The sequence below is a fragment of the Gallintestinimicrobium sp. genome (assembly GCF_046968865.1).
Classification (GTDB): Bacteria; Bacillota; Clostridia; order Lachnospirales; family Lachnospiraceae; genus Gallintestinimicrobium; species Gallintestinimicrobium propionicum.
In genome coordinates this window covers 76226-95853 of the sequence record NZ_JBKVPW010000016.1, presented here as the reverse complement: position 1 = coordinate 95853, position 19628 = coordinate 76226, and the positions used below count along the sequence as shown (strand labels likewise).

Here is a 19628-nt window from a genome sequence, read left to right as displayed (position 1 = left end):
CATTATACCCCGAAGAGACGGTTTCATGCAACCGCTTTTCCAAAAAGGCACCACGTTCACTGCTTTCTTCCGATGTAGAGGAAGTGCTCGCTCATACCGAACAGCTTTCTGTCCTGGCTCAATCTCCATGCGAGGTTCAGCCATTTTTCCTGCTGCTGAGACGCAAGCTTGTGCAGCAGCTCTTCTTTCCCGCAAAGGATATTTTCCACACCCGCAAAGGCCAGTTGGCAAAGCCCTGCTTTTTCCATCATATCTTCCGCCTCTTTTTCCCCACAGAAATAAGAGTTTGTGAAATTTTTACCAGGTTGTGCAGTTCCGTCCTCCAGACCGGCGAGGAGTCTGTCCATATCTCCGAAATCGTACAGTCCACTGGCATAATCCTGAATTGGCGCATACGTCGAAATAAAGGATGCGAACAAAAGCCCGCCCGGCTTTAACACCCGCAGTGCCTCCTGCAGGGCTTTTTCCCGATCCTGTTCCCGCATCAGATGATACAGAGGTCCCATCAAAAGCACAACGTCATACTGTTCCGCCTTGTAAAGATATTCCGAAAGCCGGAGCGCGTCGCCGTGGATACAGCTGTCCAACAGCACATCCGCTTCCTGCGCCTTTTCGATCGCCTGTCGGATATTTTTGCCGGACAAGTCAAATAACGTCACGTCATGTCCCTTCTGCGCCAGAAAAATGGAATATCTGCCCGGACCGCCGCCGATATCCAGAATCTTCTGTGGCGTATCGTTTGGAATATATTCCTCCATGTAGCGCTTCGTCACCTCGAACTCCGGTATGTGCCATTCCAGACGATCCCATTCTTCGTATTCGTCATCATAGAAGCGCTCGACCTCATTGCGGGCGGCGCTGTTTTTTTCCTCTTCTTTTTCGCTTTTCCAGATATATTCGCGGCACTCGAACCGGTGCGAACCGCTCCATTTCTGGTCCCAGCACTCTCTTACAAAGGAAAAGCCGTTCTTTTCCAGCACCCGCCCGGATGCAGCGTTGTCCTTTGCCCGACGCGCCATTACGCGGTGGATGTGCAGCGTATTTTCCGCAAATGATAGAATTGCCGCTGCCGCCTCGGTTCCATAGCCCTGGTTCCAGCAATCCCGACGCAGGTTGCAGCCAAGCTCCCAGATGCCCTGCTGCTGATTAAACGTCAAACCGCCGCTGCCGATCAGCTCGTCGCTGTCCTTTTTATGAAATCCAAAATCATACAGCAAATCGGATTCCAGCTGTTTTTCTTCCTCCCGCAGCCACTGCTTCGTATCCTCCAGGCTTTCATGCGTTTCGTAGCGCATGTACCAGCTGACCTTCGGATCTCCCGTCCACAAAAATGCGCCCGGCGCATCCTCTTCCTTTAACGGTTTCAGCCAAAGCCGACTGGTTTCCAGTATCGGTGTTTTCATGCTCTTTTCCCATCCTCTTCTCAGATTTGTTCCATGCCGGCAAAAGGGAAATCATGCGCATTGGCAGATGAAATGCACTTTTATGCAACACAGTATTTCCTACAGAACAAAAAAGCCGAAGGCTCTTTGCCTCCGGCTCCGGTATTTTGGATTCTTCTTTCTCTCCGAAAAGAATTTCAAACGTCCGATGCACACAGAAACAAAAGACCCTTCCCTGTATCTGTGCACTGCGATCTCTCGCATATCAGATACAGTTAATGCGTCCCATCATCATCTGCGGCATCGCCATGACAATTGTATAAACGTTTCTCAACATGCCCTGCTTTTCCTTTCGCGGTTCGTGGAATTAAAAACTGTGTTTACTATAGCACTTTCCGGAAAGAAGCACAACCCCGTTTTCCCGATATTTTTCTGCCGCAGCTGCCCCGGAGCTGTCCATGCGATCCGTTTACTCCTCGGGCTCTCCGTCCATGCAGGCGTCAAATTTTTCCAGGAAGGTATGATAATCCCCGTCTGTTTTGTAGCCTGGCATCGTATCGATGTTGACGTTATGGATGCTGTTGAAAATGCTTTTTTCGATATTCGGATTATCCCGTTTTAATCTTCGAATCAGCGTCTTGATCTCCTGTCTCTTGGAACCGCCGCCTCCGTTATCGCAGATCGCGCAGTTTTCCGTAAACCGGCACGCACACTGGATAAACTGCAGGTTGTTGTAACGTTTCCAGTCCAGAATCGCGTCCTCGTGAATGCAATACATCGGACGGATCAGCTCCATGCCCTCGAAGTTTTTGCTGTGCAGCTTCGGAAGCATCGCCTGCAGCTGTCCACCGTAAAACATCGACATCACGGGCGTCTCGATGACGTCACTGAAATGATGTCCCAGGGCAATTTTGTTACAGCCAAGCTCCTGTGCCTTGCTGTATAAATAGCCCCGGCGCATGCGTGCACATAGATAGCACGGATTTTTTTCGCTCGTATTGGCAACCGCAAAGACATCTGTTTCAAAAACCGTGATCGGGATGTGTAAAAGCTCTGCGTTGCTCTCGATTTTCTGTCGGTTGATCTCGTTGTAGCCAGGATCCATGACAAGAAAAACCAGCTCAAATTTCACCTTGCTGTGACGCTGCAGCTCCTGCATCAGCTTTGCCATCAGCATCGAATCCTTTCCGCCCGAAATACAGACGGCGATCTTATCTCCCTCGTTTACCAGCTCATACCGCTGTACCGCCTCGATAAAGGGTCGCCAGATCTCCTTGCGGAATTTTTTAATAATGCTTCTTTCTATATTCTGGTAAGGCTCCAGTTCTCTTGCCATAGTTTTACTCTCTTTCTTTACAACACTCCAAAAACACCTGCAAAAAGGTATCCAGCTCTTTTTTCGTCGTCAGATGGCTTAAGCTGATCCGGAAAGAATTCATCGCCCGATTTCTATCTCGGCAGACCGCATAAACCGCCTTTGACGGCGTGCCTTCTACCGCGCAGGCAGACTTGACTGACACGCAGATGCCCTTTTCATTCAATGCCTGCTGCATGCGCGTCCCACGGATTCCCTTTACACTCACGTTCAAAATATGCGGCACTGCGTCCTCCGGGCTGTTGATTGACACACCCGGAATTTTGGACAGTTCTTCCCTTAAAAACCGGTTATATCCGGACACCGTTTCATATCGTTCCTTCTGATGGCTGATTGCATCTGACAGCGCACATTTAGCTGCCGCCGCAAGGCTGAGGGCAGGCGTCCCGCTGCGATAAATCGTCGTGCTGTGCCCGCCGTGGATCAGCGGCTCCAAAATCAGGTCCTTTTTCTTATATAAAATGCCGCTTCCGTTTAAACCGTAAAATTTATGCGGTGTAAAACTCAACATATCGATTCCGTCCAGACAGACCGGAATTTTCCCCATCGCCTGCGTCGCATCCACATGCAGACGGCAGCCCGGGAAGTCTCTTAATATCTCTGCAATCTCTGAAACCGGCTGAATTGTCCCCAACTCACTGTCCACCAGACAGACAGATACTAGAATCGTGTCCCGGCGCAGAAGCTCCCGCAGATGCTCTAAATCGATTTTTCCGTTTCGGTCAATGTCGACCAGATCCACCTCAAAGCCCTGCTCCTGCAGCGCAGTCAGACACCCGCCCACCGAAGAATGCTCCAGCGCAGTGGAAATAATATGCATGCCTCTCGAACGCGCCAGCGCAGCGATTCCTTTTAACGCCGTATTGTTGGATTCGCTTGCACAGGAAGTATATATTATCTCCTCCGGCGCAGCCCCCATCAGTCCGGCAATCGATACCGTAATCTCATCCATCCGCTCCTTGGCGGCTTTTCCGGCATCGTGCGTGGAATTCGGGTTTCCAAAAAACTCCCGCTCCGTCTCACAAAAACACCGGAGCACATCCTCCGAAACCGGCGTATTTGCCGAATAATCCAGATAGATCATTATGCCTGTTCTCCCCGCACGCCTGTTAAATCTCTCACAATCTCACCTGCCACGATCAGCCCAGCAACCGCAGGCACGAACGCATTGCTTCCGGGGACCTGTCTCCTCTGAGTACATTTCCGCGCTGTTCCGGGCGGGCAAATGCAGTTTGTCTTACAGCTGATCGCCATTTCGTCCACCGGCGTCATAGCTGGCTCTTTGGAATATACAACCTTTAAATGGCGCACTCTTCTTTTTTTGAGCTCCCGCCGCATGACGCGCGCCAGCGGACAGCCGGACGTCTTATAAATATCCGCCACCTCAAACGCGGACGCATCCATCTTGTTGCCCGCTCCCATGCAGCTGATGATCGGCGTATTGCTCTTTTGTGCCTGCATCACCAGCTCGATTTTACCGGTCACGGTATCGATTGCGTCCACAACATAGTCATACTGGGAAAAATCGAACTGATCCGCCGTATCCGGCATGTAAAACATTTTGTAGGTATGGACCACGGCATCCGGGTTGATCTCCAAAATCCGCTCTTTTGCCACGTCTACTTTATATTTTCCGATGGTTTTGCGAGTTGCAATGATCTGTCTGTTCAAATTCGTCAGACAAACTTTATCGTCGTCGATCAGGTCAAGGGTTCCAACGCCGCTTCTGGCAAGCGCTTCTACCGTATACCCGCCGACGCCGCCAATGCCAAACACAGCAACTCTTGCATTTTTCAGACGTTCCATTCCGTCTTTCCCCAACAATAATTCCGTTCTTGAAAACTGATTTAACATGTATTTCTCCCGTTCTTGAAAACTCCTGACAGCATTTTTAAATGTACCCCACTATTCCTACCTTGTCAATAGGGAAGTACATGCCTCAGAGTTCGGAAAACCAGATCACCTTCGCTGGATTCGACGGATGTGCCCCGATATGCTTTTCCATCCATACCATGTTATACCAGCGGTCGAACTTATACCCGCACTGGTAAAACTCCCCAACCATCCGGTAGCCAAGGTGTGTATGGAAGCGTACGCTGTCTTTGTTCAGATGCTCGTCCTCTGTTTCCGGATAGGCGATGCAGGCGTTTAAATTCAGGATATGCTGCCGGGAAAGCTGTTCTTCCAACGCTTTATACAGAGCTTTCCCGATTCCTTCTCCTTTCTGAAGCTCTGAGACGTAGATGGAGGTCTCCACCGCCCAGTCATAGGCCGGACGGGCATGAAAGGCCCCCGCATAAGCATAACCGACAATTTTCCCGTTTTTTTCTGCGACCAGATAGGGATATTTTTTCAGCGTTTCCTGGATTCTGCAGCGAAATTCTTCTATAGAGGGAACCTCATATTCGAATGTGATTGCTGTTTTTTCTACATAGGGCGCATAAATTGCCAGAAGTGCTTCGGCATCTTCCTTAGTCGCTACCCTGATCTGTAATATGTTTTTTTCCATATGGTTCCCCTTTATTTGTCCTCATAGGAAAAAGTAATCTGCTGCCGGTTCGCATCCACCACAGCGTTCACCCCGAACGGAATGATACATCTTGGCGTCGCATGTCCGATATTGACGTTTGCCACAATGGGAAGCGTCGGATCAGCCACTTCTTCTACGAGTATTTTTTTATATTCTTCAAAATACAGTTCATCCATCGGCTTGCCGCAAATGATTCCGGAAATCACCTCGAAAATCCCGGTCTTTTTCAACGTCTGAACCATTTTTCGGTACAGCTGCGGCACTGGCTGCTCTTCGCAGGTTTCCAGAAGCAAAATTTTTCCTGCCCAGTCCTCCTTTGGCGGAAACAGCTCATACTTTTCACACATCGAAACTGAGTCTGCGTAGCGGTTGTTATCGAAAATATCATACAGCACTTCCAGACAGCCGCCGAGAATTTTTCCCCGAAAAACAGGACTTCCCTGCAGCAGCAAAAAGCCTTCGTTTGGATGCGCGATTCTCGCCGTGCCGACTGCAGCAGGCGACCAGTCCGTCCGTTCCTCATACCAGACGTCGCTCGGCTCGATTTTTGCAATTTTCCCGGTCCGAATCAGCTCTTCAAAATAGGTTGCCGTATATGGAAGCATTTCATGATCCATCTCACAGATATCCGCCAGAAACGACTGCCCGTAAAAGGTATTCAGCCCCAGCTTATGCAGCATCAGGTGGTTGACTGTCGTATCGGAAAACCCCAGAAAGATTTTTTTGTTCAGCGCTTTTTGCAATTCCTTATGTTCAAACAGATACGGCAGCAGCCGATAGGTGTCGTCCCCACCGATCGCGCACAGGATCATCTCGATGGAATCGTCCAAAAATGCCTGTAAAAGATCCTTTGCCCGATCTTCTGGATGATTTTTGACGTATTCGATGCCTTTTTGCGCATGCGGCATCATAATGACGTTTAAGCCATATTCTTTCAGTCTCCGGATTCCGATTTCCACTTCATGTGCCGCAAAGGCTTCTCCGATCGTACCGGAGGACAGGCTTACGATTGCGATGTTTTTTACCATTCTTTCCTCTCATTTCTGCGCACGCTTTTTACGCATGTCGAGTTTGTATCAAGTGCACGCAGATACAAATCTCGTGATTGAAAATTTTATTCATGACAATAGAATGCTCGCAGAGCGTGTATTCTATTGTTTTTCAATCTTTCGTCCTCATAGCTTTCAAATGCAGGTTACGACATCTTCAAGGTTCCGTTTCGGAACGACATAATTTCCGTCTTCATCCAGATGGTAGCGGATATCGCCATCCTTTTCGACATTCTCAATCCTGCTGATATGGGATGGATAACCAAATGCCACCACCGTATGCAGCTTCTGATCCTCCGTCAATCCAAACAGCTCCGAAAGCTTTTGCCGGTTGCACGCGCCTATGATACAGCTTCCGACCCCATGATTCCACGCTGCCAGCGTCATATTCGAAATCGCCAGCCCGGCGTCCGTATCGCAGTTCGGGTTGAATTTCAAATTCTGCACCACGCCGATAAACAGCACCGGCTCTTCTCCAGCCTTCGGCTGTCCCTGTTCCTTCGGAAGATATGCCGCCCACTTCGTCTCTGCAAAAACCTCCTGCACCTTTTGGGGCGTTTTCACAACGACATAGCTCAACGGCTGTTTATTCGCCGCGCTGGACGCGTACCGCGCCGCCGTCAGGATCTCTGCCAGAATTTCCTCCGAAATGGGCTTTTGGCAAAATCTCCGGTAAGTTCGTCTTTCTTTTAACAAATTCATCAGATCATTCATATGGATTTCCTCTGTCTTAGGATAAAACTCGTTGCATCACAATGTATTCTTTTTCCTGTATTACCACAAATTTATTTTTGCTCCAGAACGCGAAGCTTTGCGGATTCCCATAGTCTACGCCCAGGCGGATTTCCCGATAGCCTGCGTTTTTCATTGCTTCCACTGCTTCCTGGATGATCTGTGTCCCGATTCCCTGGTTCTGATATGCCGTATCCATCATAAAAAATCCGATCCATACGATCTCTTCCGTCGGATATCCATAAATCAGATCCATCACAGCAACCAGCATATCCCCGTCAAACAATCCGATATACGCTTTATCCTCTTTGCTCTTTCCAGGCGGCAGCGCATTTCTATCATCTAGGATACTTTCTCTGGTTACAAATGGTTGATGAAATTCATAAAACAGTTTGTTTTTAGAACAAAGATCATAAATGATGTCCACATCTTCTGTTTCCAATGCTCTCACAAAAAAACGTTTCGATAACGCTTCCAGCTCCATTCTGTTTTCTCCTTTCCCGTTTTCATCCTAATCTCCATTTCGCAGGCGCTTTGCGCCGAAGGAATCGCGAACAGAACTTCCAGTTCTGTTCTGCGATCATAGCTACTTTGTGACGCCTGCGGCACAAATAGCTGTGTGAAAAATAAGCGATCACGCTTATTTTTCACACTATTCCTCGCGCCTTTCCATGCGAAGCCTGCCTGTTGAAAGACACAGGTGAACTTTTAATACCTATCATACAATACTGCGCATTAAAAAACAATTTTTCCTTTTCTCTTTCTTCGCACTCTGTTACAATTCAGTTATATCATTATCGTTCACACTTATCTCTTTCGAGCGCATATTTCGTGTTTACAAAAAAATATGCTTTAAAAAAAGCATGTATAAGCCGCAGCTATCATCTGCTGTAAGGAGGGTTTCTCATGAAAACTGTTGTTCTTTTATATCCAACAAGCTGTATTTATGAAATTGTCATTTTAAATTATTTCCTGCACTTTGCCGGCAAGGAAGTTTTGTTTGTATCTCCGGATGGAACTCCCATTACAGCGATGGAGGGTTATTCAATCAATGTTTCCGGTAAACTGACCGATATTGCTCCGGATGAAATAGAACTTGCGATCGTTCCAGGCGGAAATATCAAGGCAATTGACAATCCGATTGTATGGAACTGCTTAAAGGACATCAAATCAAGGGGCGGTATTCTCGCCGCCATCTGTGCCGGGGTTGATGTACTTGATCATGCCGGAATTCTGGACGGGGTTGTGTCTACACATTCTTCTGATCTCGACGTTGCGGTTACCGATCAGGTCATCACCTCCCGTGCGAATGGATATGTCGATTTTGCAATCGAAGTTGCAAAAAAGATGAATTTATTTCAGGATGAGGCAGATCTGCAGGAAACGATCTCATTCTGGAAAGACTACCGGAGGATGCAGTAACTCCGGCAGTCTTTTTCTGCGTTACCAGTATTTTTCTACATATTCTGCGACCTCTTTTTCTGGCATAGAAAACTCTTTTCCGATCGTCTCAATGATTGCCTCCTTGCTGATCTGAAACCTTTTACAGGTTTTGACAGTTGCCCGAATTCCCTCTGTTCGCCCCTGCAGAACACCTTCCATTCTCAGCTCTTCCAGTGCTTTACACATAAGCATTTGTCCTCCTTCTTTTTCTTCTGCTTCCAACGCCCGATCAATTAGACTTTGGGAGTTAGTAATCGTCCCAATGACAAGCCCAAGCTCTGATGTAATTTCTTTGTTCTCATAAATTGCATTTAAATTTTCATAATCCTTCTCGTAAATAAAACGGCTTGCCTCAAACACCGTATTTACATCAGGATTACGAAATTGCATCGGTTTACTCGTTCTTACTTGGAGCAGGTTCATGCTGTAATCCGATACCAGTGACTGTAATTTTTCCGGAATTTTCAACATGTCTTTTAAGCATCCCGGACCATCCCATTTTTCTTCTCCATAATAAACGCACAGGCTGATTACCGGATGCAGCCGGTCTGTTTTCTTAAAATTCGAAAGAAATTCATCGGATGAAACAAAATCTTTCTCCTGTCTGTTCTTAGCCGCAATTTCATGGTACTCTTTTAAATACGAAAAACAGTCACCAATCATATGCCGAAGCGGCATCGCATAATGAATCCTCTCCTGATTTTCCAACCCCCAGAGTACAAAATCCACTCCGTAAGCCGTTTTCTTTACGACGTCCCAGACTTTTTGTACTGTCTCCGCATGCCCATTAAATTTCAATACAGACGAAACATCCGTATCAGCTTCCTTAAGATCTTCAGGTTTCAGCACCTGTTCTCCCTGAAACACCGCTGCATTGAATAAATCCGCAAAATGCGCGTTGTTTTTCCAGAAGTTTTTTAATACGACATCCGGCTTTATCTTGTTTTTTCTCGCTACGTTTCACACCTCCTGTTTTGCAGGAGATACGATTTCCCGGTTGCAGGTTCCCCACGTCATCTGTAAAATCCCCCGCTTTTTCAATAAATGAAACTGATAGAAATTGGTTCAAAAGCATAGACTTCCGGAATAGAATAAGATTTCATAAAGATGCGCTAAAAGCGCTAATCTGCTGGTAGAAAATATGCTTTAAAACTATGATAACACAGTTGTGGGGATTGTCAAAGAGAACTTTAAGCAAAAAAGGGAACCTTGCGGTTCCCTTACACTTGGAACCTTCTAAATTCCTTGCGGAATTTAGAAGTAGCGCAAAAAAGGGAACCTTACGGTTCCCTTACACTTGGAACCTTCTAAATTCCTTGCGGAATTTAGAAGTAGCGCAAAAAAGAGAGCCTTGCGGCTCTCTTTTTTGCTTAGTTGTTGATCAGTTTGTCTTCGCCGTTCCAGCTGTAGAGTTTGCGGATTTCTTCGCCAACCTTTTCAGAAGGATGCTCAGCTGCGAGCTTTCTCATCGCTTTGAAGTGTACCTGACGGCCTGCGGGGCTCATGTCAAGCAGGAACTCTTTTGCAAAAGTACCATCCTGGATATCGGACAGGATCTTCTTCATTGCTTTCTTGGTATCTTCGGTAATGATCTTAGGACCGGTGATGTAATCGCCGTATTCAGCAGTGTTGGAAATAGAATATCTCATGCCTGCGAAACCGGACTGATAGATCAGGTCAACAATCAGCTTCATCTCATGGATGCACTCGAAGTATGCGTTTCTCGGATCATAGCCAGCTTCTACCAGAGTTTCGAAACCAGCCTGCATCAGTGCGCATACGCCGCCGCACAGAACTGCCTGCTCGCCGAACAGGTCTGTCTCTGTCTCGGTACGGAAGGTAGTCTCTAAAACGCCTGCTCTTGCGCCGCCGATTGCCAGTGCATATGCCAGAGCCAGATCCAATGCCTTGCCGGTAGCATCCTGCTCAACAGCAACCAGACACGGAACGCCCTTGCCTGCCTGATACTCAGAACGAACGGTATGACCAGGTCCCTTGGGAGCGATCATGGTTACGTCTACATCCTTCGGAGGCTTGATGCAGCCGAAGTGGATATTGAAGCCGTGTGCGAACATCAGCATGTTGCCGGGCTCCAGGTTGGGCTCGATGTCTTTCTTGTACATGTCTGCCTGCAGCTCATCGTTGATCAGGATCATGATGATATCTGCTCTCTTTGCAGCTTCTGCAGCAGTGTATACGGTAAAGCCCTGTGCCTCAGCCTTTGCCCAGGACTTGGAACCTTCATACAGGCCGATAATGACATCACATCCGGACTCCTTTGCATTTAATGCATGTGCATGTCCCTGGCTGCCATAACCGATCACTGCAATTGTTTTACCTTCCAATAAAGAAAGGTTGCAGTCTTCCTGATAATAAATCTTTGCCATCTTGGTATCCTCCATATTTTGGTATCTGCTTCTATCTCTGAAAAGGAGGTCAGCCTCCTATCAGTAACATTGTACATTAAAGATTTTTGTTGTCCTCTTCATCGATGTAAACCACACGGTCTACACCTCTTGTAAGTCCCGCAATACCGGTTCTTGCAAGCTCCAGGATCTCATAGCCGGACAATAGATTTAAAAATGCTTCCAGCTTGCTCTGGGAGCCGGTTACTTCAATGACCAGGCTCTCTGCCCCGACGTCCACGATCTTGGCACGGAACACGTTTGCAACTGCGATAATGCCTTCCCGTTCCTTGGCATTGGCCCTTACCTTGATCAGCGCCAGTTCGCGGAATACGCTGGAATCCGGCTCCAGCTCACGGATATACCGGACATCCACAAGCTTACCGACCTGCTTTTCTATCTGATCGAGGATTTCATCATCTCCGCTGGCTACAATGGTAATCCGGGTAAAACGCGGATCAGCCGTTACGCCTGCAGTAATGCTTTCAATATTGTAACCCCGTCTGGAAAACAGCCCGGAAATCCGACTTAATACGCCGGAGGTATTGTCAACAATTAGCTGAAATGCCTTCTTATGCATCGCTTCGTTTCCTCCCTGTACAGCACCCGGTTCTTCTGCCGGGCTGCCTGATCACCCTATGCGCTTTATTTTAGCAATGTTCGCATAGCATGTCAACGTATGAGTTTCCGGCATGTCATTCATAACCGGAAGTTATGACTTTTTATTTTACGCAAAATCTGTGTTATAACGCAGGATCGCTGATATCAAAATCCCGCCAAACTGTCTACAGAATGTAATGTCCTCACTGCACCTGCAACAGCTTCCCCATTCAGTTTTCCTGATCGTGGCATTTCTGCAGCGCCACAGTTCCGGTGCGGGCAACTTCCACGATGCTGATTGAATTGAGCATCTTTAAGAATAACTGCACGCGGTCCGGCACGTCGCAGATTTGGATCATCATCTGATATTTGCTCATATCTACGATCTGCGCCTTTAAAATGTTGCAGATTTCCATAATATCCCTGCGATTGTTCCGGTTATATTTTACCTTCACCAGCATCAGCTCCCTGCTGATGCTGGCCGGCTCGTCGAAGGTCTTTACTTTAATGATATCCAGTTTCTTATTTAACTGCTTTTCGATTTGTTCTAACGTGTGGTTATCGCCGCTGGATACGATCGTCATGCAGGAAACACTCGGATCGTCTGTCTCTCCAACCACCAGACTGTCAATGTTAAACGCTCTTCTGGAAAACAGCCCCGCAACCTTGCAGAGAACACCGGAGCGGTTTTCCACCAGTACAGAATATATCTTCTTCATCGGTTTGTTCCTCCCTCCGTTATTTTACCGTATCCATCGGATTGATGACGCATTCCATCAAAACAGCGTCCTCATCCTTTAAAAAGGCGTCGATCGCCTCGTCCATCTTGTCCGGAGCCTCCAGACGGATAAAGTCCATGCCGTAGGCCTGTGCCAGCTTTTCCAGATCAGGACCGCCGCCGAGCTCTACGACAGAGTAACGTCCCTTGTAAGTATTCTGCTGGTACTCCCTTACCATACCAAGATAATGATTTGCAATTACCACAATTTTCACCGGAACCTGATACTGACGCATCGTCGCAAATTCCATCATGGACATCTGGAACGAACCGTCACCGCAGACTGCAACGACCTGTCTGCCCGGTGCGCCCAGCTTTGCGCCCATCGCCGCAGGAATGGAATAGCCCATCGTTCCCATACCGCCAGAGGTCAAAAAGCTGCCTTCACGGATCTTGCAGTTTCTGCATGACCAGATCTGGTTCTGTCCCACGTCTGCCACATAAACTGCGTCTTGCTCCATTTTATCGGAAAGCCTGCGCACGAACTCCGCCGGATCGACAAAGGCAGGATCGGGCTTTCTCGTATCTGTCATCGTCTTTTCATATTCCTGCAGCCAGACTACCCATTCGCTGTAATCCCCGTCTAACTCCTGTTCAAGCATATCGGAAAAAATGTGTTTTGCATCGCCGACCAGCGGAATCGTCGGGCCTGCGTTTTTTCCGATTTCCGCAGGATCGACATCCATATGGACGAGCACCTTATTTTTCGTGATGATTTCCGGCTGGTTGACCGCACGATCCGCCACTCTCGCGCCGACCATAATTATCATGTCCGCCTCGTTCATTGCGCGGTTTGCGCACGGTGCGCCGTTGTTGCCGACCATACCGAAATACAGCGGGTCTTCTGTCTGCATCGCGCCGATGCCCATCATAGTTGTTACAACCGGAATTTTGTGACGGTGGGAAAATTCCCGTAAAAGCTTCTGCGCATCGCCAAGCAGCACGCCGCCGCCTGCGCAGATGACCGGACGCTTTGCCTTTTCCAGCTCGGCAATTACCTTTTTGATCTGCACAATATGTCCTTTTACAGTCGGTTTATAGGTGCGCATGCTCACGCTGTCCGGATATTTGAATTTGCGTACCGGCGCATTCTGCACATCGATCGGAACGTCGATCAGGACAGGACCTTTTCTGCCGGTATTTGCAATATAAAACGCTTCTTTAAAAATTTGCGGAATGTCCTCTGCATTTTTGACCAGATAGCTGTATTTGACAAAGGATTCCGCCGCTCCAGTGATATCCGCCTCCTGGAACACGTCGCTGCCGATCAACTCGCTGTTGACCTGTCCGGTAATGCACACAAGCGGAATGCTGTCTGCAAAAGCTGTTGCGATACCAGTAATCAGGTTTGTCGCACCGGGACCGCTCGTTACCGCGCATACGCCCACCTTGCCGGTCACGCGAGCCAGACCGCTGGCTGCATGCGCCGCATTCTGCTCCGTCCGGATCAGAACAGATTTGATATCCGTATCCAACAGGCTGTCATAAAACGGACAGATCGCAACCCCCGGATATCCAAATACCATTTCTACGCCTTCATTTTCAAGGCATTTTACCATTGCCTGTGCACCATTCATGCTGCATCTCCTCCTTGCTGCCACCCTGTCAGCGTTTTGTGCGATTCATCACACCTCTGTATGTTCATCTTAATTCTATCATCTTAAACTATCGTTTTACCGTTTGAACTTCCCGAAAAACTCCGCCAACGGCTCCACGACTGCTCCCAGATCACGGATCGCGCTGTTTAAGCTTTCGATGTCCATCCGGTTTAACTTCTCCGTCGCCTGGCTTAACGCCTCGCTGCTCTGCCAAACCAGACCGTTTTCATCAAACAGCGTCTGAATATCCGTCAGTGTCTCCTGCGCCGTCTGCAGCGTGTCTGTCGCTTCCACCAGCGTCTCCTGTCCCTGACTGATAATCTGCAGCATCGGCGGGACGATAAGCAGAAAAACTGCGATGACCGCCGCTGCCAGAACACAGCCTGCCGCAGCCAAAATTCTCGTCACGAAAAGCTGCTTTTTTAACGAAGCCGTCTGCTGTCTGTTCTGCTCTGTCAGCTCTTCCAGCAAACTGATCACATCCCTGGATCTTTCTTCCATCTGATCTTCCCCCTGTTGGAAATTTTTCAAAGCAGCGCTGATCTCACTCCTGCATTCCGACCAGGCGCTTTGCCAGCCGGACGGCGTCCGCCGCATCCCGAGAATAGCCATCTGCATGGATTTCATCTGCATAATCCTGCGTAATTACTGCACCGCCGATCATGATTTTTGCCGTTACACCCTTTTCTTTCGCATATTCAACGACATTTCTCATTTCCTGCATCGTCGTCGTCATCAGGGCAGAAAGTGCGATAATCTGTGCGTTGTGCTCGATTGTAGCTTCTATGATTTTCTCTTTCGGAACGTCCTTTCCGAGGTCGATGACCTGGAAGCCGTAGTTTTTCAGCATCAGCGCGACGAGGTTCTTGCCGATATCGTGGATATCCCCCGCAACCGTCGCAATGACGACTACCGGCATCTTTTCCGAAGTCTGATCCTGCAAAAGCAGCGGCTCCAAAATGCCGATGCACAGCTTCATCGTCTCCGCACTCGCAATCAGCTGCGGTAGGAAATATTTTCCCTTATCGAACAGCTCACCGACCTCGTTGATCGCCGGAAGCAGCTGTCCGTGCAAAAGCTCCTGTGGGGAATTGCCAGCCTCCAGCGCTTTTTTCGTCAAATCCTCTGCGATTTTGCGTTTTCCCTTTAGCACCGCCTCTCGCACCCGCTCTGCCGCCTGCTGCTGTGGTGTTTTTGTACCCGCTGCTTTCTGCCGGGTCGCGCCGTCCTGGACTTCCGTATTTCCCGGCTGGTTTGCCGTCACAGTGCTGCCTTCAGATGCCTGCAGGCTTTGCCGAAGCAGCGCTTCCTTTTTGGCATCCGCCTCTTCCCGACGTTCCTTTGCCTGACCGGAAAATTCGATATAACGGATATCACTGTCTTCTTTATTTAACAAAAGATCCGACGCAAATGCAGCGCCGACCAAAATATCCTGGCTCGGATTTGCAATCGCCATCGTCAGTCCGGACGCGATCGCCATCGTCAGAAACGCACTGTTAACGCAGCTTCTTTCCGGCAGGCCGAACGAAATATTCGAAAGTCCGCAAGTCGTTGCCAGACCGTTTCTATGGCAATACCGGATCGTTTCCAACGTTTCCAACGCCGCCTGTTTGTTCGCGCCGACCGTCGCCACCAGACCGTCCACAATAATATCCGTCTTTTTCATGCCCAATTCCAGCGCGCGCGCCACAATTTTTTCGATGATGGAAATCTTCTCATTCAAATTTTTGGGCAGTCCCTCGTCCGATAGCGGCAAAAGGACAAACATCGCGCCGTATTTTTTTGCCAACGGCAGCAGCTTTTCGAACTTTTCGGATTCCAACGAAATCGAATTGATCAGTGCGCGTCCCGGATAACGCCGAAGCGCTTCCTCCTGCACGTCCACATGGCTGGAATCGATGGACAGCGGCAGCTTCGTCACACCCGCTACCTCTTCCAGCGCCTGCAGCATCATCGCCTTTTCGTCGATTCCGCTCATGCCCATGTTGACATCCAGAATCGACGCACCGCGTTCTTCCTGCTCCTGTGCGAACTGCGTTACAAGTTCAAAGCTGCCCTCGCGCAGCTCCTGCTGCAGCTTCTTTTTACCGGTAGGATTGATTCGTTCTCCAACGATCAGAAACGGTCCGTCCAGGTCAAAGGTCAGGGACGCGCGTTCCGAAGTCAGTGCTCTCTGCGTCAGGTTTCCATGCACCGGAACCGGTCTTCCTGCCAGCCTGTGGGTCATTTTGCGGATATGCTCCGGCGTCGTGCCGCAGCAGCCGCCCAAAATCTGCGCCCCTGCGTCCAGCAAAAGCTCCATATCTGCGCCGAATTCCTCCGGTCCCATATCATAAACGGTTTGCCCTTTTTCATCCAAAGACGGAAGTCCTGCGTTTGGCTTTGCGATAATGGGGATATCCGTCACCTTCGCCATCCTGCGGATGACCTCTGCCATCTGATCCGGTCCGGTTGAACAGTTTGCGCCGACCGCGTCTGCGCCCAGGCTCGACAAAACGATCGCCGCCGTCGCCGCATCTGTCCCGAACAGGCTTCTTCCGTCCGATTCAAACGTCATCGTCACCATGACCGGAATGTCCGGACACGTCTCTTTTGCCGCAATGAGCGCCGCCCTCGATTCCTGCAGGCTCATCATCGTTTCCACCACGAGCAGGTCTGCTCCTGCTTCTGTAAGATACCGGATCTGTTCTTTATAAACGTCGATCAGTTCTTCAAAATCCAGCGGGCCCATCGGCTTTAGCTGCTGCCCTGTCATCGTCAGATCGCCTGCTACCAGCGCCTTCCCATCGGCAGCCCTTTTGGAGATTTCGACTAATTTATGATTCAGTTCTTCTATCCGGTCCTCCAGATCGAATTCCTTTAATTTGATCCGGTTTGCCGTAAAGGTCGGGGCATACAGAATATTCGTCCCTGCTTCCAGATATGCTTTCTGAAGTCCGCTCATAATCTCTTCATGCTCTGTAATCCATAGCTCCGGGCACACCCCGACAGGCATTCCCTGCTTCTGAAGATTCGAGCCGGTTGCCCCGTCCAGAAAAAGCAGACCACTTTGTGCCAGCCTGCGAAATTCTTCTTTTGTCATTGCTCCTCATTTCTGCACTTTTCCTCTGTGCATTGAAAAAGTTTATACTATTCTAGCACGATTTTCCGGAAAAGAAAAGACGAACTGTTTTCACTTGTCACAAAATCCAAAATGCGGTATCCTATAGAGGTCAAAACAGCCTGCAGACAGGACGCAGAATGCGCGATTGCTGCGGCATTCTTACTTCAAAAAATGAAAAGGAGCGCTTATGTATTGTACAAGAAACGTATCCGACTCTGTCGTATGGGTCGGCGCAAGCGACCGTCGCCTTGCTTTATTTGAAAACCTTTTTCCTATTCCGCGCGGTGTTTCCTATAACTCTTATCTGATCCTTGATGAAAAAACCGCCCTGCTGGACACAACGGATGCTTCCGTCACCAGACAGTATCTGGAAAATGTCAGCCACAGCTTAAACGGCAAACCGTTAGATTATCTGATCATCAACCATATGGAGCCCGATCACTGCGCCAATATCGCAGAGCTTCTGCTGCGTTATCCGCACCTGACGCTTGTGGGCAACGCCAAAACCTTCGCCTTTGTCAGCCAGTTCTACGACCTCGACTTAACCGGACGCACCCTGACTGTCAAAGAGGGTGACACCCTTTGCCTCGGCTCCCATACCCTGCACTTCTTCCTCGCACCGATGGTGCACTGGCCGGAAGTCATGGTTACTTATGAAGAGACCGAACAGATCCTGTTTTCCGCAGATGCGTTCGGCAGCTTCGGCGCATTAAACGGCCATCTGTTTGCAGATGAAGTAAACTTCGACCGCGACTGGCTCGATGATGCCAGACGTTACTACTGCAATATCGTCGGCAAATACGGAATACAGGTACAGGCAGCACTCAAAAAGCTCTCTGCCCTTTCCATCCGCACGATCTGCCCGCTGCACGGTCCCGTATGGAGAGAAAACCTGGAATACCTGCTGAGCAAATATGACCTCTGGAGCAGATATGTTCCCGAAGACAACGCTGTTGCAATTTTCTATGCCTCCATGTACGGTGACACCGAAAATGCAGCCAACATCCTCGCAGCCGGACTTGCAGAGGGCGGCATAAAAAATATCGCGCTCTACGATGTTTCCGTCACCGACGTCTCTGTCCTGATCGCGGAAGCGTTCCGCTGCAGCCATCTTGTTTTTGCAGCGCCCACCTACAACAATGGCGTTTACCCTGCTATGTACAACTTCCTTCACGATATGGGCGCACTGAGCCTGCAGAACCGCACCATCGGACTGATTGAAAACGGAACCTGGGGTCCTGTCAGCGCAAAGCAGATGCAGCAGCTGTTTTCTGAAATGAAGCAAATGAACGTCCTGGAGCCTGTCGTTACCGTAAAATCCTCTGTCAAGGAAGATTCCCTTGCCGCCTTATGCGCCCTCAAAGACCGCATTCTGGCGTCTTGTACGAGATGATGCGCGCAAAAACAGCGCTGGCTTCTTTGTCCCTGCTGCTTGCCCTTTCCCTTTCCGGCTGCGGAAGCGATTCTGCCCTGACCGATTACACCAGCCAGATGAATACATTTTATGATGCGTTTTCTTCCGGAACGCTGGCACTCGAGCAGATCGATCCGTCTTCCGAAACTGCACAGGAGGAGCTGCTTTCCGGTCTGGATGAACTGACCGCCCTGACGGACAGCCTCGCGGACATCTCCGTTCCGAAGCGCTATGCCGACGCCGGAATCGACGAGTTGGCTGCCCAGGCGGCGGAACACATGCAGGAAGCGGACAGCCTGTACCACGAAGCCTGCAGTGCAGAGACTTTCGACCAGGAACGCGCCAGCGCCGCACAGGAACATTATCAGCGCGCAATGAAACGAATCCATTACATCGGCATCATGCTGCAGGGCAGGACGCCGGACGATGAAGAGATTACCATCATTCACGAAACAACCGACTGGACGGGCGGAGATTTGCCGGATACCAGCGACGGAACGGCAGAGTGAGCGGTCGTGTTTTCCCATAAAAACCTCCATTCCGCAGGCGCTTTGCGCCAAAGGAATCGCGAGACGAACGTCCAGTTCGGCTCTGCGATCCCAGCTACCTTGTGACGCCTGCGACACAGCGAACGCAAGATCGGTTTTTCGCCACAACAAAAAGCCGCTGTAGTTTTTACATCTTTCAGAGTCAGTTTTAAACTCCGACCCGGAAAGCATGTAGAAACTACAGCGGTTTTCTATTTTTTATCTCATCCTTATTGCATACAGCATCGGTTCACAGCTTTCTGCTGCCAGCGTTGGGCATTCCGAACGCCCACACCTGCCAGCGTCCAGCCTCAGAATTTCTCGTACTGATCCACATCCACTACAAAGACGGTACATCCGCCGACCTGCATATCGATCGGGATCATCGAGTTTGCGCCAGGGCCAAGACTTCCGGTCGACATGGAGGGCATCGTATATTTGACGGACTGACGCGCACCTGCGCATTCCTTTAAAATCTTGAGTGCGCCGGGAACCTGTTCATCCTCCGTACCGATGACCAGCGTGACGTTCTTGTTTTTCAAAAAGCCACCGGTGGTAGAGAGCTTGGTTACCCAGTATTTTTCCTTGTTCAGCTCTTCTACGGTTTCATCCACATCTTCCGAATGCAGCATGGCAAATATCATTTTCATAACAGATTCCTCCTGTCCGCGATGGGTTGCAGTTTTTTTCTA

The 19628-nt window shown here is 49.3% G+C and carries 20 protein-coding genes; 3 read left to right on the top strand and 17 right to left on the bottom strand.

The genetic code is table 11. The features are described 5' to 3' along the window. Positions 1-56: 56 nt before the first annotated feature. From ACLTOQ_RS13315 to ACLTOQ_RS13280, 8 genes are all read right to left on the bottom strand, one after another. On the bottom strand, positions 57-1403 hold the full coding sequence (locus ACLTOQ_RS13315) for a GNAT family N-acetyltransferase (protein ID WP_412319633.1): 1347 nt from the start codon (positions 1401-1403) through the stop codon (positions 57-59). 448 nt (positions 1404-1851) lie between these two features. Then, positions 1852-2718: a tRNA 2-thiocytidine biosynthesis TtcA family protein gene (locus ACLTOQ_RS13310; protein ID WP_021915337.1), complete on the bottom strand. Its 867-nt coding sequence runs from the start codon at positions 2716-2718 to the stop codon at positions 1852-1854. Between the two features lie 4 nt (positions 2719-2722). Further along, positions 2723-3841: a cysteine desulfurase family protein gene (locus tag ACLTOQ_RS13305; RefSeq protein WP_412319631.1), complete on the bottom strand. Its 1119-nt coding sequence runs from the start codon at positions 3839-3841 to the stop codon at positions 2723-2725. Then, a complete protein-coding gene (locus tag ACLTOQ_RS13300) occupies positions 3841-4611 on the bottom strand; it encodes a ThiF family adenylyltransferase (RefSeq protein WP_412319629.1) in 771 nt (256 codons plus the stop codon). Before ACLTOQ_RS13300 ends, ACLTOQ_RS13305 begins: the two co-directional genes overlap by 1 nt. A gap of 85 nt (positions 4612-4696) precedes the next feature. Further along, a complete protein-coding gene (locus tag ACLTOQ_RS13295; RefSeq protein ID WP_412319628.1) occupies positions 4697-5266 on the bottom strand; it encodes an N-acetyltransferase family protein in 570 nt (189 codons plus the stop codon). Between the two features lie 11 nt (positions 5267-5277). Continuing rightward, positions 5278-6315, bottom strand: coding sequence for a S66 peptidase family protein (locus ACLTOQ_RS13290; RefSeq protein WP_412319627.1), 1038 nt, complete (start codon positions 6313-6315; stop codon positions 5278-5280). A 156-nt stretch (positions 6316-6471) separates the two neighbouring features. Beyond that, the gene (locus tag ACLTOQ_RS13285) at positions 6472-7050 is read right to left on the bottom strand and encodes a nitroreductase family protein (protein ID WP_262584631.1); all 579 of its coding nucleotides are present in this window, start codon (positions 7048-7050) and stop codon (positions 6472-6474) included. Positions 7051-7066: 16 nt separating this feature from the next. Then, positions 7067-7552, bottom strand: a complete 486-nt coding sequence (locus tag ACLTOQ_RS13280) for a GNAT family N-acetyltransferase (RefSeq protein ID WP_021915343.1) — start codon at positions 7550-7552, stop codon at positions 7067-7069. Positions 7553-7974: 422 nt separating this feature from the next. Here ACLTOQ_RS13280 and ACLTOQ_RS13275 point away from each other — a divergent pair, with 422 nt between their 5' ends. Then, complete coding sequence (locus tag ACLTOQ_RS13275) at positions 7975-8490, top strand: DJ-1/PfpI family protein (RefSeq protein WP_337560845.1); 516 nt, start codon at positions 7975-7977, stop codon at positions 8488-8490. 21 nt (positions 8491-8511) lie between these two features. Here ACLTOQ_RS13275 and ACLTOQ_RS13270 read toward each other — a convergent pair whose 3' ends face one another. The 8 genes from ACLTOQ_RS13270 to ACLTOQ_RS13235 all read right to left on the bottom strand — a co-directional run bounded on the left by ACLTOQ_RS13270 (position 8512) and on the right by ACLTOQ_RS13235 (position 16974). Beyond that, positions 8512-9360, bottom strand: a complete 849-nt coding sequence (locus ACLTOQ_RS13270) for a hypothetical protein (protein ID WP_412319625.1) — start codon at positions 9358-9360, stop codon at positions 8512-8514. Further along, positions 9347-9580, bottom strand: a complete 234-nt coding sequence (locus ACLTOQ_RS13265) for a hypothetical protein (RefSeq protein WP_147365068.1) — start codon at positions 9578-9580, stop codon at positions 9347-9349. Before ACLTOQ_RS13265 ends, ACLTOQ_RS13270 begins: the two co-directional genes overlap by 14 nt. A 301-nt stretch (positions 9581-9881) precedes the next feature. Further along, positions 9882-10898, bottom strand: a complete 1017-nt coding sequence (ilvC, locus tag ACLTOQ_RS13260) for a ketol-acid reductoisomerase (protein ID WP_021915348.1) — start codon at positions 10896-10898, stop codon at positions 9882-9884. 76 nt (positions 10899-10974) lie between these two features. Further along, a complete protein-coding gene (ilvN, locus tag ACLTOQ_RS13255) occupies positions 10975-11496 on the bottom strand; it encodes an acetolactate synthase small subunit (RefSeq protein WP_262584627.1) in 522 nt (173 codons plus the stop codon). Between the two features lie 250 nt (positions 11497-11746). Beyond that, positions 11747-12235: an acetolactate synthase small subunit gene (gene ilvN / locus ACLTOQ_RS13250; RefSeq protein ID WP_021915350.1), complete on the bottom strand. Its 489-nt coding sequence runs from the start codon at positions 12233-12235 to the stop codon at positions 11747-11749. 19 nt (positions 12236-12254) lie between these two features. Further along, the gene (gene ilvB, locus ACLTOQ_RS13245; RefSeq protein WP_412319624.1) at positions 12255-13871 is read right to left on the bottom strand and encodes a biosynthetic-type acetolactate synthase large subunit; all 1617 of its coding nucleotides are present in this window, start codon (positions 13869-13871) and stop codon (positions 12255-12257) included. 96 nt (positions 13872-13967) lie between these two features. Continuing rightward, positions 13968-14393, bottom strand: a complete 426-nt coding sequence (locus tag ACLTOQ_RS13240) for a hypothetical protein (protein WP_412319623.1) — start codon at positions 14391-14393, stop codon at positions 13968-13970. A gap of 43 nt (positions 14394-14436) precedes the next feature. Beyond that, positions 14437-16974, bottom strand: a complete 2538-nt coding sequence (locus tag ACLTOQ_RS13235; protein WP_412319622.1) for a homocysteine S-methyltransferase family protein — start codon at positions 16972-16974, stop codon at positions 14437-14439. 208 nt (positions 16975-17182) lie between these two features. Between ACLTOQ_RS13235 and ACLTOQ_RS13230 the strand changes: the two genes are divergently transcribed. Beyond that, a complete protein-coding gene (locus ACLTOQ_RS13230) occupies positions 17183-18388 on the top strand; it encodes an FprA family A-type flavoprotein (RefSeq protein WP_337560840.1) in 1206 nt (401 codons plus the stop codon). After that, positions 18385-18918, top strand: coding sequence for a hypothetical protein (locus ACLTOQ_RS13225; RefSeq protein ID WP_412279212.1), 534 nt, complete (start codon positions 18385-18387; stop codon positions 18916-18918). Before ACLTOQ_RS13230 ends, ACLTOQ_RS13225 begins: the two co-directional genes overlap by 4 nt. Positions 18919-19247: 329 nt before the next feature. Here the strand turns inward: ACLTOQ_RS13225 and ACLTOQ_RS13220 are convergent, their stop codons facing one another. Then, positions 19248-19586 (bottom strand): cyclic-di-AMP receptor, encoded by a 339-nt coding sequence (locus ACLTOQ_RS13220; RefSeq protein ID WP_021915356.1) that lies wholly within the window; start codon positions 19584-19586, stop codon positions 19248-19250. Positions 19587-19628 lie beyond the last annotated feature (42 nt).

Bases quoted from the DNA above. Each gene is read 5' to 3' on its own strand.
- ACLTOQ_RS13315 (WP_412319633.1), bottom strand. From the start codon at position 1,403: ATGAAAACACCGATACTGGAAACCAGTCGGCTTTGGCTGAAACCGTTA.
- ACLTOQ_RS13310 (WP_021915337.1), bottom strand. From the start codon at position 2,718: ATGGCAAGAGAACTGGAGCCTTACCAGAATATAGAAAGAAGCATTATT.
- ACLTOQ_RS13305 (WP_412319631.1), bottom strand. From the start codon at position 3,841: ATGATCTATCTGGATTATTCGGCAAATACGCCGGTTTCGGAGGATGTG.
- ACLTOQ_RS13300 (WP_412319629.1), bottom strand. From the start codon at position 4,611: ATGTTAAATCAGTTTTCAAGAACGGAATTATTGTTGGGGAAAGACGGA.
- ACLTOQ_RS13295 (WP_412319628.1), bottom strand. From the start codon at position 5,266: ATGGAAAAAAACATATTACAGATCAGGGTAGCGACTAAGGAAGATGCC.
- ACLTOQ_RS13290 (WP_412319627.1), bottom strand. From the start codon at position 6,315: ATGGTAAAAAACATCGCAATCGTAAGCCTGTCCTCCGGTACGATCGGA.
- ACLTOQ_RS13285 (WP_262584631.1), bottom strand. From the start codon at position 7,050: ATGAATGATCTGATGAATTTGTTAAAAGAAAGACGAACTTACCGGAGA.
- ACLTOQ_RS13280 (WP_021915343.1), bottom strand. From the start codon at position 7,552: ATGGAGCTGGAAGCGTTATCGAAACGTTTTTTTGTGAGAGCATTGGAA.
- ACLTOQ_RS13275 (WP_337560845.1), top strand. From the start codon at position 7,975: ATGAAAACTGTTGTTCTTTTATATCCAACAAGCTGTATTTATGAAATT.
- ilvC (WP_021915348.1), bottom strand. From the start codon at position 10,898: ATGGCAAAGATTTATTATCAGGAAGACTGCAACCTTTCTTTATTGGAA.
- ilvN (WP_262584627.1), bottom strand. From the start codon at position 11,496: ATGCATAAGAAGGCATTTCAGCTAATTGTTGACAATACCTCCGGCGTA.
- ilvN (WP_021915350.1), bottom strand. From the start codon at position 12,235: ATGAAGAAGATATATTCTGTACTGGTGGAAAACCGCTCCGGTGTTCTC.
- ilvB (WP_412319624.1), bottom strand. From the start codon at position 13,871: ATGAATGGTGCACAGGCAATGGTAAAATGCCTTGAAAATGAAGGCGTA.
- ACLTOQ_RS13240 (WP_412319623.1), bottom strand. From the start codon at position 14,393: ATGGAAGAAAGATCCAGGGATGTGATCAGTTTGCTGGAAGAGCTGACA.
- ACLTOQ_RS13235 (WP_412319622.1), bottom strand. From the start codon at position 16,974: ATGACAAAAGAAGAATTTCGCAGGCTGGCACAAAGTGGTCTGCTTTTT.
- ACLTOQ_RS13230 (WP_337560840.1), top strand. From the start codon at position 17,183: ATGTATTGTACAAGAAACGTATCCGACTCTGTCGTATGGGTCGGCGCA.
- ACLTOQ_RS13225 (WP_412279212.1), top strand. From the start codon at position 18,385: ATGATGCGCGCAAAAACAGCGCTGGCTTCTTTGTCCCTGCTGCTTGCC.
- ACLTOQ_RS13220 (WP_021915356.1), bottom strand. From the start codon at position 19,586: ATGAAAATGATATTTGCCATGCTGCATTCGGAAGATGTGGATGAAACC.